14 protein-coding genes are annotated in these 14,693 nt (G+C 60.5%); 9 read left to right on the forward strand and 5 right to left on the reverse strand.

The features are described from left to right. Positions 1-84: 84 nt before the first annotated feature. Genes NJ1_RS39090 through NJ1_RS39095 form a run of 6 tightly spaced genes read left to right on the forward strand, consistent with a single transcriptional unit; the run spans position 85 to position 4,858 of the window. Entirely contained in the window at positions 85-1,623 is a 1,539-nt protein-coding gene (locus NJ1_RS39090) for a hypothetical protein (protein ID WP_157573995.1), read from the forward strand. 28 nt (positions 1,624-1,651) lie between these two features. Then, positions 1,652-3,121, forward strand: a complete 1,470-nt coding sequence (locus NJ1_RS15735; RefSeq protein ID WP_067694160.1) for a PE family protein — start codon at positions 1,652-1,654, stop codon at positions 3,119-3,121. Next, positions 3,118-3,468: a hypothetical protein gene (locus NJ1_RS15740; RefSeq protein ID WP_067694163.1), complete on the forward strand. Its 351-nt coding sequence runs from the start codon at positions 3,118-3,120 to the stop codon at positions 3,466-3,468. Before NJ1_RS15735 ends, NJ1_RS15740 begins: the two co-directional genes overlap by 4 nt. Continuing rightward, on the forward strand, positions 3,465-4,124 hold the full coding sequence (locus NJ1_RS15745; RefSeq protein ID WP_067694166.1) for a hypothetical protein: 660 nt from the start codon (positions 3,465-3,467) through the stop codon (positions 4,122-4,124). The genes NJ1_RS15740 and NJ1_RS15745 overlap by 4 nt, the downstream gene beginning before the upstream one ends. A gap of 40 nt (positions 4,125-4,164) precedes the next feature. After that, a complete protein-coding gene (locus NJ1_RS15750; RefSeq protein ID WP_067694169.1) occupies positions 4,165-4,518 on the forward strand; it encodes a hypothetical protein in 354 nt (117 codons plus the stop codon). A 19-nt stretch (positions 4,519-4,537) separates the two neighbouring features. Further along, positions 4,538-4,858 (forward strand): hypothetical protein, encoded by a 321-nt coding sequence (locus NJ1_RS39095; RefSeq protein WP_157573996.1) that lies wholly within the window; start codon positions 4,538-4,540, stop codon positions 4,856-4,858. Between the two features lie 12 nt (positions 4,859-4,870). Here NJ1_RS39095 and NJ1_RS39100 read toward each other — a convergent pair whose 3' ends face one another. Beyond that, positions 4,871-5,290, reverse strand: coding sequence for a hypothetical protein (locus NJ1_RS39100; protein ID WP_157573997.1), 420 nt, complete (start codon positions 5,288-5,290; stop codon positions 4,871-4,873). A gap of 873 nt (positions 5,291-6,163) precedes the next feature. Here NJ1_RS39100 and NJ1_RS39105 point away from each other — a divergent pair. After that, complete coding sequence (locus tag NJ1_RS39105) at positions 6,164-7,264, forward strand: hypothetical protein (RefSeq protein WP_157573998.1); 1,101 nt, start codon at positions 6,164-6,166, stop codon at positions 7,262-7,264. Between the two features lie 119 nt (positions 7,265-7,383). Continuing rightward, the gene (locus tag NJ1_RS38100) at positions 7,384-9,219 is read left to right on the forward strand and encodes a type VII secretion target (RefSeq protein ID WP_084478291.1); all 1,836 of its coding nucleotides are present in this window, start codon (positions 7,384-7,386) and stop codon (positions 9,217-9,219) included. A gap of 427 nt (positions 9,220-9,646) precedes the next feature. Here NJ1_RS38100 and NJ1_RS39110 read toward each other — a convergent pair whose 3' ends face one another. The 4 genes from NJ1_RS39110 to NJ1_RS15765 all read right to left on the reverse strand — a co-directional run bounded on the left by NJ1_RS39110 (position 9,647) and on the right by NJ1_RS15765 (position 13,571). Next, entirely contained in the window at positions 9,647-11,515 is a 1,869-nt protein-coding gene (locus NJ1_RS39110) for a hypothetical protein (RefSeq protein WP_157573999.1), read from the reverse strand. 190 nt (positions 11,516-11,705) lie between these two features. After that, on the reverse strand, positions 11,706-12,050 hold the full coding sequence (locus tag NJ1_RS38105; RefSeq protein WP_084478293.1) for a type VII secretion target: 345 nt from the start codon (positions 12,048-12,050) through the stop codon (positions 11,706-11,708). Between the two features lie 33 nt (positions 12,051-12,083). After that, positions 12,084-12,470, reverse strand: a complete 387-nt coding sequence (locus NJ1_RS38110; RefSeq protein ID WP_174557083.1) for a hypothetical protein — start codon at positions 12,468-12,470, stop codon at positions 12,084-12,086. A gap of 123 nt (positions 12,471-12,593) precedes the next feature. Further along, complete coding sequence (locus NJ1_RS15765) at positions 12,594-13,571, reverse strand: hypothetical protein (protein ID WP_067694178.1); 978 nt, start codon at positions 13,569-13,571, stop codon at positions 12,594-12,596. 183 nt (positions 13,572-13,754) lie between these two features. On the opposite strand from NJ1_RS15765, the gene NJ1_RS15770 reads away from it, so the two are divergent. Next, positions 13,755-14,678 (forward strand): C40 family peptidase, encoded by a 924-nt coding sequence (locus NJ1_RS15770; RefSeq protein WP_067694181.1) that lies wholly within the window; start codon positions 13,755-13,757, stop codon positions 14,676-14,678. Positions 14,679-14,693 lie beyond the last annotated feature (15 nt).

Here is a 14,693-nt window from a genome sequence, read left to right on the forward strand (position 1 = left end):
TATCGAAATTCCAGTCGAAGCTATTAATCCCCTGCCATGAGTGACGCATCAGACGCTGAGACTTCGGATATTTCAATGCGGCAAATGTACATGCCCAGCAATGCTTTGATGGATAATGATAAAATAAAGAAATATCCGAAAGAGTACCGAATTTCCCGGCAAGTGAAGGATATGTATACAGAGTTACCGGGGACGTATAAGAAGATCTTCGACAGCTTCGGATCAGGCAAAGAGACTCCGCCTCCGGTGTCGGCCGATCCGCCCGCTCTGAATTCGTTGAACAATGAATCGCTCGAGCAGCTTGGAAGTAGAGGGGTCGAGGGTTCTGTTGCAAGCTCTTACCTAGAACTCGTTTCGAGGCTAGTGGCAGCGTTTCACGATCTCAAAGCGGCCGACGCTGACATCGCACCGCTGACAAAACAAACAAAGAGTGTTTCTAGGGCGGCGAAGAAGGCTATCAACAAGATGATCGACGATATTCACAATGACGCGAAGAAGCTGCCGCCTCAGCGGGAAGATGATTGGGTGCTGACTTTCCTCTCCGACGCTGAGGAAAAAGCCACCGCTGCCATCAACGAGGCGAAAACTGCCTATGAACGGGCGGCTGGCAATGTGCCCACACCTCCGAACCCGCCCGGCGCGGACAAACCCGGACCTGGCGGCGGTGGCGACAAACCTGGACCTGGTCGCAATCCATACGATCCACCGATAATCGACCCCACTACCGGGGTCGATGGCCTTGATCCCGGGGGAGATGGATCGGGTGACACTCCCAACCCGTGGGACCCACCCATCAACAGCAACGGCACCTCCCCACCTAACCAATACCCCAACCCGACCACACCCTCCTCGATGGGAAACATGGATGGCGGGATGAGTTCGATGTGGCCGGCCATGCTGAGCGCTTTGAACCCGCTGAACAATCAGCGGCTAACCGATCCGTACTTGGACACGGGCGAATATGAGCGCGATCGCCACGATCGAGAACCGCAAGAAGCGATACCCGTTCCAGGGTCACCTGCGGTGGCGGCATCGCAGAACCCCGCCACCCCACCTCCAGCACCCTCGACGAGCACGGACAAGCCCGCGAACCAGACATCGTCAGCACCCCAGTCCGCGACGCTCACCCCAGGCGCTGACGGTGGCATCGACTATGTGTTTCCAGATGGCAAGACCCAGAGGGTGTCGATGATCGTAGCCAAGGCCCTGGACAAGGCGTTCGCCAACAAGCAGAGCACCGACGCCCAACAGGCATACGCCGACACCACCGCCAAATGGTCGGACAACAAACACATCGGCGACCGCGTCGATCCATACCAACTGATGACCGGCGACGTCGGAATCTGGGAAAACCCGGACCGGACGGCCATCGTCCGAGCCATGGGCTCCGACACCGAAGCAACACTCGACATCATCGTGAACGGTGAACTGCACCGATACCCGGACGAACAAACACCAGACGGCACAGGCGACGTCGGCACCCTCGCCGGATGGGCCCACCCACGCGGCATCGAACTGACCGAGGCCAACGCCAACAGGGCCGACACGATGGCACCCACAACGAACACAGCCCCCGCAGCCGACACCGCGACACCGCCCGTGGTGGCAAACACAGCCAACTGAACACGCGCAGGCGGAAGGAAAACCCCCGATGGCGATGAATGTCGAGCCCGCAGAACTGATCGCGGCGGCCGCCACGTTGTGGCGCCTGGTCCAGGAAGCCCACGCCGCTCTACCCACGAGCTGGGTACCGGCCGCAGGCGCAGACTTGCCCTCCACGGTCGCGTCAGCGCTGCACAGCGCGCACGCGGAATCGACGGTCAACGGTGTGATCGACATTGCCAACCGCGCCGCGGCGCATGCCCACCACATCGGTGCCGCCGCAGTCGATTACACCCTCGCAGACGATGAGGGAAGCCGAACGATCGGCGGACGTGGTGCCGCAACTGTGGCCAACCCCGTTGCCTCAGGGGAACAGTTCACACTCCGTCACGCGCCACCACCGCCGGTCGCGGGCGCAGGAACCGTCGATTCGCTCACCTTCGCACAACAATTGCACGCAGGCCCCGGTCCAGGCCCTGCGCAGGCGTACGCGGACTCGATCCAGCAATACCTCAAAGGCCCACATCGCGACGCGATGGACGGCATCGAGAACCTCATACCGATCATGAATAGCTGGACACCGATCGGAACGACAGTAGCCGGTCACCTCAGCACCTTCACCCAGCAGCTGAATGACATCGGCAGCAGCATGGGCACACTCGCCGCCAACATCACTGACTATGCCGACGCGTTCCGCACAGCCAAGACGCAACACCCAACGCCACAGGAAATCATCGCGACTCGCAAACGCCTGCTCGCCGCCAGCCGCGCGAAGGACTCGGCCGCACTCACTCGGGCGCTCACCGAATTCAACGAACAGAACGCGCTCTCAACCCAGACACACACCACCTACATCAGCGAGGTCGGCAAGAACATCACCGAATTGCCCAGCACCGGCAAGAACGCCGACGGCACAGGGAGCACCCAGAACGGCACAGGCGGTGCCCAGAACAACAACATGATAATGCAGATGCTGCCCACTCTCTTGAGTAGTCTGATGAACTCGGCAAGCTCACTGTCACAACATGATTCGACACAGAGCGATCTCGACGACGCGGACCTCGGGTACGCCTCCGATCTACCAGAATTGCCGACACTCACCGGAGGCGGCGGCGGGCCAGACGGCGGTGGGCCTGGATCCGCAGCTGTGCCCGACCTCGCTTCCTATCGTATGCCCACCGCCGGCTCACAGGCAGTCCTGGCCAACTCCGGCCTGCCCCGCACACCCGTCATCGAGGCACTGCCGAGTCGCTCCACGGGAAGTTCGCCCGCCCGCGCGGGCGGCGCACCCTATATGCCCTACATGCCGATGACCCCCGGCATGGGCCCCCAGTCCGGTGCCGGCGGTAACGATCGTGCCCGCGTGGTGGCCTGGCATCCAGACCGGCTCATGTACGTCGATGACACACCTCACACCGACGCGGTCATTGGTGAGAAGCCGACTATCGCCCCGACCGTCACACCCCCGACACCGGCCCACGCCAATCAGGCGCCGACCCATACCGGAGGCTCTGTATGACTGAGATACACCCCGATGTGCAATCTGCCCTCGACGCTGCCCGCGAACTTCGACATCGCATTGCAGACCTGCGCGAGAAGATCAACAGCATCCGCGCCCGCAGGCCCTCACCCAGCGGCGCCGTACTCCCAGAAGTGGACGCCATGGGTCGGCTGACCGATCTCTACTTCGCACCCGGCACAACCACACGGTTCGGCAATACCGAACTGGTCGCCGAAATCATGGCTGCCATTGACGAGAGCACCACCGACGCCGGCCGCCAATACAAGGCCATCATGGACGTAGAACCGTGGCCTGAGCAGGCAGCGAGCAACCCCGCCGTCACCGCCGTGGGCGAATTAGCATGAGCAAAGCCGAAGGGGTCACCGTCACCGACACCGTGCAATGGCTGCACGACGAGGGTTTGGCACGGCTCGCACTGATCAGCCGGACCGCGCCCAGCCCGATCGTGGCTTTCACCGTGGAAGTTGCCACCGGCACAGTGACAGCCTTCCCCGTTGTGGTCACAGGCCCAGGCACCGATGTATTGACCTTGCCCGCTGATGATCTACCACCGCCGTCCGACTCGCCGAAACGCCTCGTGATTATTGGTCTTACTGCCACCGATTCGGTACTGGTACTGGATTTTGCCGCGATTCCCGCTTTTGTGCTGCGTGCCGAACGCCCCGAAACCACCGCCCGAGCCTGGGTGGCGCAACTGCTCCTCGACCCCGAGGTCACCATCATCACCAACAGTCCTCATCTGGCAGTTCCGGCGGGGATCCGATGCCGGCACACGTTCATTCCTGGTGGCGGGACGCTGCTGACGGTGGACGACAAACGCCCACCCGTCACCACCATCACCCTCAATTCTGCTGACAACGCCACCGATCAACTCGACGTGGCCGAAGACGGCTCCGCGGAGCTTTACCTCGGCAACCGCTTCTGGCAACTGCGGCACGTTCTGAGTATCGACGACCCCACCTGGGCCACTCTCATCACACAAGTCGAACCATCAGAGTGACGATCGGGCCCGGGCCCGAACCACTACCGCAGGAGAACCCATGAACACGGATGACAACTTCGAGGACGACACCACACAACCGCAACCTCTGGACTGGCGCGGCATGACTCACGAGGTCTTCAACCCCGATCACACCGCAGGTGCAGCCTGCAACCGTGACGGTGAGATCATCGGCCTACACATCACCGACGAGGCCCGCGAGAACGGCGAAGTCTGGCTCGCCGCGGAAATCCTGCGAGTGGCCCGGTTAGCCCACTTCAAATCCCGGGTCGCGCTACGCGCTGAAATGGAATTCAACGGCACCCACTCGCACACAATCGACTCGTTCGACCTGCCGACAGAAGCCGCCTACCGAGCCGCTGAAGCCGCTGAATTCGGCACCGCCCTGCAATGATTCCCGACAGGATCGAATCGTGAGAGACAGACTCGACATCGACGACCCAGCCGAGATCATCTCAGCGGCCGAACAGGTCGCCGCCGCCTCCCAAGCGGTCACCGAACACGCGAGGGCCGCGACCAAAGAGCTAGTACCGCTGGGCACGGCGCGGTGCGACCTCGATCATGCCCTTCTGAGAATCCTCGGATGGTTCCGGACCGGCTACACAGCAGCACTTACCTCCTGCCACACTCGCTCCACCGCAATCAACGGCCTCATAGCGCAAACAGCACACGAACTCGCAACAGCCGATGATCTCAGTGGTGCCGCCGTCGATCGATCCACCCAGCGCGGATGAACTCTGATGCAGTCACCCTACGAGAACCCGTACTGGAGCGCCATCGTCGGCGAGAACTGGCCAGGTATCGAAGCCGCAGCTTGGAGCACCCTCGAAACGGTGGCACGCGTTGGCGCGCAAGGTATCGACATCGCCGGATTCGAGCGCGCATGCCGGGCTCTCGACGAGCATATCCGGGTCAGCACCGTACAAAGACCGCTCCACGATGCCTTGCGCGCCGAGCTGGGCCGACTCTGGGCTCTCGATGATGCACTGAACCAAGCTGCGGACCTCTTCTCGGCGATGTCCCAACTTGTACGGCGGACGTGCTCGCAAATCCACGAAATCGCCGATACAGCCGCAGCCGCAGCCGCAGCCATACCGCCCACCGCACCAGTTTCCGAAACACAGAACGGTACTCAGCGGACACAGGTGGATCAGATTATCCAACACGCGCGTGATGAAGTCGCCGCAGTAATGACCCGGGCCACACACGCAGCAGGGCCTCAGGGCTTTTCGGAAATATCAGCACTCGCCGGCCTTCTCGGCGAGGGTGAGTTCGAGATAGCGGAGTCGCCATGGACAGGGCACGGACGCTCTCAGAAACCCCCAGCACCCGCCGGACCCGCATCGCACCCAAGTCAGCCAGGATCAGTAGCTCCCCGCACTGAGTCTCCCCCAGCTCCCGCCTACCTGATGAACGTTCCGCTCAGCATCGTAAACACAGTGAACTCCCTTTCACGCGACCAGTTACCCGAGGCGAACCAGCATCCGATCGCTGGCCTTGGCACGAACCACGCGGAAGTGCTCGTGGGGCCACTCACACAGTCTCTGACGTACGGTTCGAATACCAGTGGACTCGGTGGCGCACCGAGTAACAATGCTCCGCAACACCATTCATCCCTGGGCCCAGGTCCTGGCAACGATACCGCGGTGGACTTGGCAAGCACGGTCTCCGAATCACCAGCTGGCATCGCGCACCCCACTGCTGACGCCTCGCATTCCCGATCCGAGCTTGTGGCAAACACAAACTCGGATGTGCACGCAGAACCCGAGACCAGCACGCCCGCATTCGATCAGTCAGCAGATGGGACGCCTATGACCCTGTTCTCTCGTGGGCACATACCCCGCGATCTCGAGGCGCACGCTCCTCCGTCCCCGAGCACTGCCCTCCCACTCGCCCGTCCAGTAACGTCCTTGACCCTGCACGGTTCCGGAGCACAACCGATCGCTGCTCAATCATGGGCGTTCAACGGGCCAGGCTCGGCGCCATCACCACTCAGCGGCCTTCATCGCGCGCCCACTCCCCATGCTGCACCTCCAAGCATGGTGCCCATCAACACTGACCACCCAGCTCAGACTCATCCCATCAACACCGCTGATCGCCTCGATGCACGGACCACATATCCACAGGGCACCGAGGAATTCCGTGACGTCGTCGTCACTGCGATCACCGCTGCGGCCGCGCCAGCCTTCGTCCTAGGCGGCCCGACAGACAGTGACGCCGCCCTGGCGCGCACCCTACTGCGCAGCATCCTCGCCGTTGTGGACTCCTCGCCTATCGCACCTGCCTGGTCCGTGGCGATAATGCGCCACCACAGTGGCATCAGTGCCTTCGTGACCACGAACGAAGACCGAGGCTGGCTGCCTTCGGGGCTGTATCTACCGCGCACGGTGTCCACGCCGTGGAAATGGAGAACAACTCACAACGCAGCCTGGGAGGGGGTGGCCGACCCCGCCCGGATCCTGGCCGAATTCTCTCGAGCCTGGGGCCGGACCACCGGGGCCGAACTAGTAGCCCTGGCATCGTCTCTCCCAATCGATCCTCTGCTGCGCACCGCGCTGCCTTCGGTGCACTATGACGGACACCTCAGCCCCGCAGCAGAATTGAAACTCGACCGACCAGCCCAGGACCGGGCCGATCGGCTCGGATTGACCGCATCCCAGCGACTCCTGAACCGCATCGAGGCAGTGCCAGAACCGACGATCGCACTCCGGTGCACCGAACTCGCCCGCGACGCCCACACCCGAACCGTCAACGCCATACGAGATTCTGTGCACACGACTGCGGCAACCGGCCTGCGGCACCGCATTCTCACTGCCCTACGACGTCGCACACAGCCCGCACAAGGCTGGTGGGAGCAACTGCGCGACGCCGACGACCTACTCGCCGCCAGCATGGTGTCACGCCGACTCGACACCAGTCGAATCCCACTGGGCGAGTTGACAGCCGAACACACAGGGGCACTAACGCCCCTGCAAGCCATGCAGTTACAACGCCGCTGCAATGAACTGGTACTGCTGCTCGGACGAATCCCAGACCGACAATGTCTGCGAGAAGCGGTCTATGTTCACGCTCATCTCACCGAGAACTCGACCCTCCTCGGGTCGGCACGCACCTCGACCCCTAGACCGGCCGGAATCTGATACGAATCGAGATACGTGTACCTCGGAAATTAAGAGCACAGAACTGCAGCTACCAAGACTGCCCCTGCCCGCCGAACGGACACACGGAAACCCGTCTCAATCGACGGCGAAGGATCCACATGAAGGTTCCCGTCAGCGGGAAGCCTCGACAATTATCGAATCGCCGAGGGTGGAAGGGAGCTCGATTCATCGTGGCAGGAAAAGTGCACATCGACTCTGCGGTGCTCCGAAAGCTCGCCGGCCAACACCGGCAAGTCGGCGACGACACGAGGGAATGGGCCAAACCGCCCGAAGAGTGGCTCAAAGCCTTCCCCCACACCTACGGAACCATCGCCAGCCCAGTACTCAAGGCGCTGACTACGTACTACGACGCCAGGCAACAGGCCGGCAACGCACTAGCAGAACAGCACTATCGCACCGCAGCCCAACTTGATGCCTCAGCCGATGAGTACGACCGGGCGGATCACGAAAGCGGAGCCGCCATCAGGCAAGGCGACAACGACCCCCACGGACCCGGAACACCCACACTCGTGCACCTGCCAGGCCAACTCGAGAGCACTCGCTCAGACAGTGCGAACCCCGGTGCCGGACAACCCGGCTCGCACATCACCGACATAAACACACCCAACGGGCAGAATCCTGCACCAGGAATAGCAATCAGCCACAGCCCCGACGTCGACTCCCGGGCGTCAGCCACGGCACCCGCAGCAACGACCGACCCGGTGGTGTCTAACGACACTGATAGGCGAGATGTCACGACGTCTGTCGGTGCCGGGCCGATGTCCAGCGACTCGGGAAATACGCGTCCAAACAGCGCAAACGCCGGGCTGATCGAGAGCGTGCCCCCACCCGCGCCGCCCCTATTCGCGGCGGTCGTCGCCGCCGCCAAGGATCGTCAGACCGGCCCGGGCAATGTAGTCAACGAGACGGTTAACGAGGACCTGGCGATCGCTCGCACGCTGCTCGCCGCAGTCCTTGCTGCCGTGGACGAGCCCGTCATTGGCCTCGCCTGGGCAGTCGCGGTCATGCGTGGACCAACCGGAATCAGAATATTCATCACCAGCAACGAAGGCCGCGGATGGCTACCCTCCGGTCTCTACCTGCCGCGAGAAGTATCCACACCATGGCAGTGGGACGAGGTGCTCGGACCCGACCGCAGCGCGCCATGGGAAGGGGTCGCCGATCCTGCGCGCGTACTCGCAGAGTTCGCGCTCGCATGGGGACCCGGTACAGAATCCACGCTGACCGCACTAGCGTCCTCAGGACCGGTCGACTCTAGTCTGCGCGCCCACCTGCAGGACGTGGCCTGTGAGGGACTGGTTTCTCCCGAATACGGTGTCGATCTGCGAACCCCTTCCCCGGAAACCGCTGACCGACTCGCCATTGCCGCGACTATTTCCTCCTTGGATCACATCCGAACGGTAACCGATTCGGTAATCCACCAGAATCGCACTGCGCTGGCAGAGCAAGCGCACTACCAGGTCATCCGCGCCAACGCGACCCAGTCTGAAGTGGCTGAAGCCCGCACCGTGCGTGGGAGAATCCTCACCGTGATTCGTGCCGGGGGGGAAGTGCCAGCTCACCTGTGGCAGAAACTGCGAGATGCTGACGATTTACTGGCAGCCACGACACTGTCGCGGCGGGTCGACGCCGGACGAGTACCCTTGGGCCAACTACGTGTCGAGGATACGGCAGAAGTGTTACGCACCATGATCTTCGAGCGCCGATGCAACGAACTGATCCTACTGCTCGCAAAACAGCCAACCCGCCAAAGCTTGCGTGACGTGGTATACGCCCACGAGCAGATTCTCGGGCACCCATTGTTCGGCCGTGCGCTTGTTTCTCCAGTCACCGCCACGGTAGAACAGGTCTCGGTGGACACAAAAACCGCAAAACCGACGATTACCGCTGGCCCATCCGGTGCCACCATAACGGCACCGATCGATGGACAGTGAGCAATACAGCGAACGTTGTATTCGCGATTATGAAGTATCTCCAGGTTGCGCAATCCGGACGTGCCGGAAACCAACTATGTTTCAACGGTGTCCCAAGACCGTTGACGGTCGACATGACACGACATACCGGGATCTCGTGATGTTAGTAACCTGCCCTAGAACAGGGTTCCGTCTTATTTGCAAATAATAGGACGGTTTCAGAGAAGAATCTAACGCTGACTCGGATGTGGAACGGGCGGAATATCGGGGACTTTCGAATGCTGACCAATGTCGTTCGATCATTTATTACGCAGTTGCACGAGGGAATGCTGTTACGCAGCGTGTCAGTTCAAAATCGACGCCCAGTCATTCCATGGAGTGGTGATTGTTGTAAAGATCCGCTGTGGAGATACCGTGCGCAGACACCGCAGGCGAGTTACCGGTCATCTCATGAGCTTACGGGTGATGCGGCAACCGATTGTCGACTATCGTCATTTTTGATGGGTCGAAAGAATCCCCCGAACGTTCCGAATTTGACGCGCAGCTCGGGGGGTAAGTGTTCCGCATCGAATTCAATTGGCTCGCCTTTGAATATGATCCGTGCGCCGCTCTCGGTCATTTCTACCAATGCGCTTACATTGTTACTCCACAGAACGACGTCCCCGGTACGAAGTTCACTTTCGGTGACGGGCGTCCCAGGCCAGGCCAGCCCTGGCGTGCCGCTGTACGCAGCTCGAGCATCGCAACCGTTGGGGTTGTTTCGTTCTCTTGTCAACGCTTGTTCCACTGCCGAAGGGACAATTGCATCTTTTGCTGACGAGGGCGTCTTGATATTGGGGGTTGAACCTATCGGCGCCGGTGCCGTATGCGGAGTGGAGTCCGGGAGGGCGGCGATGGGTTCGCGCCGGGGACTCGGTCTGCGTCGGTCTCTCCGATCACTGTCGTTCTGGTTCCGGTTTCCCATCATTTGCATGGCCTGTGTCAACGACGCCAACTGCGCCACTTGGCTCATGTCACCGATGTTGCTACTGGCCGGCACGTTGGTCGATCCTTGTGGATGTTGATTCACCGCCGACGAGTATCCGCCCTCTGCTGTTGGATTCATTGTGCCGGGGCCAGCAGCGTTGGTTTCGGGCGAGGTATTCGAAATAACTGGATCCGCCCCGAGTTCATCCTGAAATAGTGATGTGTAATCGATGTCCTCCGCCCCTGGGCGGAGGACATCTTGAGGAGGCACTGCTGGTTTCGTCGACTGTGGTGCCGACTGCTGTGCGGCAGAGGGGGGTGGCAGGTCGGGTGGGTGGACGTCTGCTGCTTGGGCCTGGAACTTTGAAGCCGCCTCTTTGTACGCAGCCTCCCACTGCTTTACCATTTGCATAAGTGGCTGGACGTAATACATCTGTTCGGCCTGAGGTGTCAGATAGAACTTGTCGTCGTCCCTGTCGTCTGTAGCGTCCTTCACCCTCTCGTATCGGACCTCCTGGATTTCTGATCCATCCTTTCTATCTTTGGTCGTTTTGATCAATTTTTCGCCATCACGTGTCGCGGCCAGCTTCGTGGCCAACATGGCCTGAATGTCGTTCTTCATCTGAATTAGATTCTTGAAAAGATTATCACCCGTTATCTTGGAGTCGTAAGTAGCATCGACTGCGATTTGATGTTTCGCTTGAAAATCGTCTTCATAGGACTTCAGTTGCTTCTGCATATCGGCGCCCGAGCGCACGGCGTCCGACCAGCCGGTCAAAGATGTAGCCTGCTCGTCGGCAAGTAGAACTCGCGAAAGGACCGGCAAAGCTTCTTTACCTTTGCGGAGGCCCATCGTGTCGAAATCGTACTGCATATTGAATGAGATGCCGTCGACCATCGCGCAAAGGGCTTTACTTGCGCCTTCTGGTGGAATCAGATGCACCAGCTCCGCGTGTAACGCAAGGCTCGAAAATGGGTTTCCGGTGTAGTATTTGCCGAACTCCAACTTCTCGGCACGGGCTTCTTCGTTCTGTTTTACTTTGTAATATAGATCAAAGTTTCCTAATTCGAGAGATTGAATTAGAACCGAGTATTTTTGATCATCGACGCCCTCGTGGTGGGCGTCCACAGCGAGGTCGTGTCTTATTTCGTCTGTATGCAGGGGTTGAAAATCTAGTTTCGCCCAGGCTATCTTGAACTCTTCTGAATTTAGCTCCGCAAGTTTTTGCAGTGAATCCTTAGCCTCATCGCCCTGAAACCCGCCACCGACATTGGCCCAATTCTGCCCCCATCTACCTCTGATGAAAGCTACAGCTTTGTCAACCTTGCCCTGGTCGACAGTCGGTGTCATAAGAATAATCCTCTTGCTGCGGGTGATCGAATTCGGCAGAACTTCCCGAACGTTGTTGTCCGAGGCAGATGGCCGGATGCTGTGCCTATGTAAGAGCCGGATGCTGTGCCTATGTAAGAGACTGTCGAGGCGAGGTCGTTCTAGCGTGCGAGGATAGGTAGCCGCGGGGCACCAGAACAAGAGGGCATGCTCATGTACGCCCGCCAGACGGACTGCGGTCCCCTCCATCGGTCGCATAACTGATCTGCTTCATGCCCTGCTCGTCGCTCTCTTCGAGTTCTTCTGCCGTTCTCAGTAATTGGTCGCGCATCCGCTCGTTCTTGACTGCGAGGCGCTCAGCTTGCTCATGGCGAGTGGTGTAGTACTCGACCAGTGTCCGATACATAGGGTCGGCGATCGTGCCATACGTCTTCGGAAACTCGTCGAGCCAGGCTTGAGGGATCTCGCCCCATTTCCGTATACGGGCCGCAATCAGCGTGTATTGCGCTGCAGATCCACGTAACTCACCAGTATCCAGATCCAGATATCCGGCCATGTCAACTGGCTCCTCCTACTTCCGGGATCCAAGTCATGATTTCATTTTTCCAGAACTCGTACAGACTGCCGAGGCTCGTTCTGCACGCCATTCTCGTAACACTTCCTCTAGTGGGCGGGGAAGTAGGGCAGAGTCGTTCATGGTCAAAAAGTATTGCCGCTTCGCATCGAGAGCGCTTTCGGTGATGGCCACCATGATCTCAGTGATCAGCTCGCTATTGCCGAAGCGGCTGCAGGTTCCGGGCGTGAGATACAAGGCCCGCAGCCGACCCATCACATCCACTTCAGGAATTGCCACGCCGGATGGCGATGGCCGACGTGCGACGATTTCCATGGCCCGCTCCTGCATTTCCTCGATGCGGTGGCGCAACTCGCGTTTTATCGCGAACCCCGCCAACACATCGGGATGAAGCTCTCTCATAAATCCTCACTTATCGGCAACCTGCTACTCAGAATGCGCCAGACATTGGCCGCTTCCCGCCAATGGGAAGGGATTTTTCCACAACGAGTACTGGGCCGGTTGGTGCTCGGCTGTCTGGCAGCGTCACACTCCTGCCGAGCCGATGGGCTGCGGGAGTGAAGGGGGAGCGGGCGGCGGTCCGCCAGGTGCAGGGTCGGTAGCCGCACCGGGAACAGGAGTGGGCGCGCCGCCGCGCGCGGCAGGATCCGCACTTGGCGCGGGCGTACCAGGCGGCCCAGACCCCTCTGGATGCTCCCGATCATTCTTCTCGTTCTGTCTCTCGATCAACTGCATCACCGCAGGTATCGCCGAGGCCCCCACCACCGGAATCATAATGAGCGCCTGCATGAGGCCCTGCATGAGGCCGCTACCCTCACCGCCACCAGCCCCACTCTCCGACTGACCGTTCCCACCACCGCTCGTACCGCCTGGGGTTCCGCCGGAAGCCTCACCGCCGGTGGTTCCACTGCCTGACATTCGCAGATTATCCTCGGCGACTTTTCTGACCTTCTCGTACACCGCGCTGATCGTCTTGGCGATCATGTCCATGAGGGCAGTCTCCTCAGTAGGTTGCAGCTTGGCCGCAGTCTGCCTACTCAGCGCCGATACCAACTCCGCGACCAAATGCTTGATAGCCGCCAATGTGCTGTCCTTACCTGCCGACATCACATTGGCCACGTCGAGAACCTTGTCATCCATGCTCAGCAGCGACGACCGCCTGGCATCCACCGCAGCGAGCGTCTTTTGATACAAATCGGTCGTGTCGCTCTGCCCGAGATTGGTGTACACGACCTTCGTCATCAGATCGTCGATCCGAGGCGGCGGGGCCGTCGTCCCACGACCGAGTAGATCGACTGCAGTTTGCAGCGCAGCTTCGGCCATGGCGATGAAGCTCTTCAGCGCTTTCGACGCACCCGAGGGTACCGGGAGCGGCGGAATCTTCCAGTAATGCCTCCCGACGCCGCCCGCCCCATTGATCTGGCCGAAGACAGGAGTGAGAGAAGAATCGACGTCCGTCGCGTTTACCAGGCCCGCTGTATTTGTCGCCATCCCGACCGACACCCGCCTCCTCAGTTGACCTGACCCATTGTCCGGTGTTCCCCGATGTGGGAACGCATGCCGAAGACGGTCAGGCATAGTCGACACACGCAAGTTGCCGATTCTGCAGCAGTAGCCGGAATTGGCTGGGCTACATGATGATTGGGACCAACGGACGCTAGTGGGGCGCGAAAGCAGGTGGCACGAATGACGGCGGTTCTGACCGAGGAACTAAGCGGTGTGCTGAAGTCATTGCTCGGTCTCTACGGAGCGGGTGCTCCCGACCCGGCGGTACCATTAAGAGCCGTCGTACTGGAACCCGATACCAGCGAGATCATAGGCTCAGGAGCAACCGGCTACACCGATACGCGCGGGATGCACATGTCGATCGCGAACTCACACGAGGGTAAAGACATCGTAGTCCGCCAAGCTGTCGCGGTATCGGGGGACACGACCTCCGACGGCCGCAACCGCCTCACCCATCAGATCGCCGATCTGCACTCACGCATCCAGGCGATCGCAGGAATACGCGATACCCGCTTCAGCGGCCCCGCCCTGCTCGATGCAGTCCAGACCACCATCACCCGAGCCGCGCAGCAGGTCGACCACGATACGAACGCCGCCCGCAAACTCGCGGCCAGGATCATGCCGCCCCCCGCCCCCAAAACCATAACCAACTGGTCCGAATCGCCGAAACGTCGCCGCCCGAGAATCCGCGCCCGCCGGCGCCCCCGAGTCCCCTCGAACACACACGCAGGTGACACCGCCGTCAGCGCGGCCAGCAACTGGCTCGGCACCCGCTACGTATGGGGCGGTGGCGGAGCAGGCGGACCCAGCGGTGGCGGATTCGACTGCTCAGGACTGACCCAATACGCCATCGCCCAAGCCTCACACGGCCAAGTGATCCTGCCACGCACCACCTACGAACAGATCCACAGTGGCGTACGAGTGCCGGTCCACGACGTCCAACCCGGTGATCTGGTCTTCCCTGCCGGCTCCTTCAGCGCCCGCGGCCCCGAACACGTCCAACTTGCCGCCGGAGGCGGCATGGTCATCGAGGCCCCCTACTCAGGCTCTCGGGTCAAATGGTCACGAATGTCGGACAACGCCGTCATCGTGCGCGTGCTCTGACCGGTTCAACACACA

This window comes from Nocardia jejuensis NBRC 103114 (assembly GCF_001613145.1).
In the GTDB taxonomy this organism is placed as follows: Bacteria; Actinomycetota; Actinomycetes; order Mycobacteriales; family Mycobacteriaceae; genus Nocardia; species Nocardia jejuensis.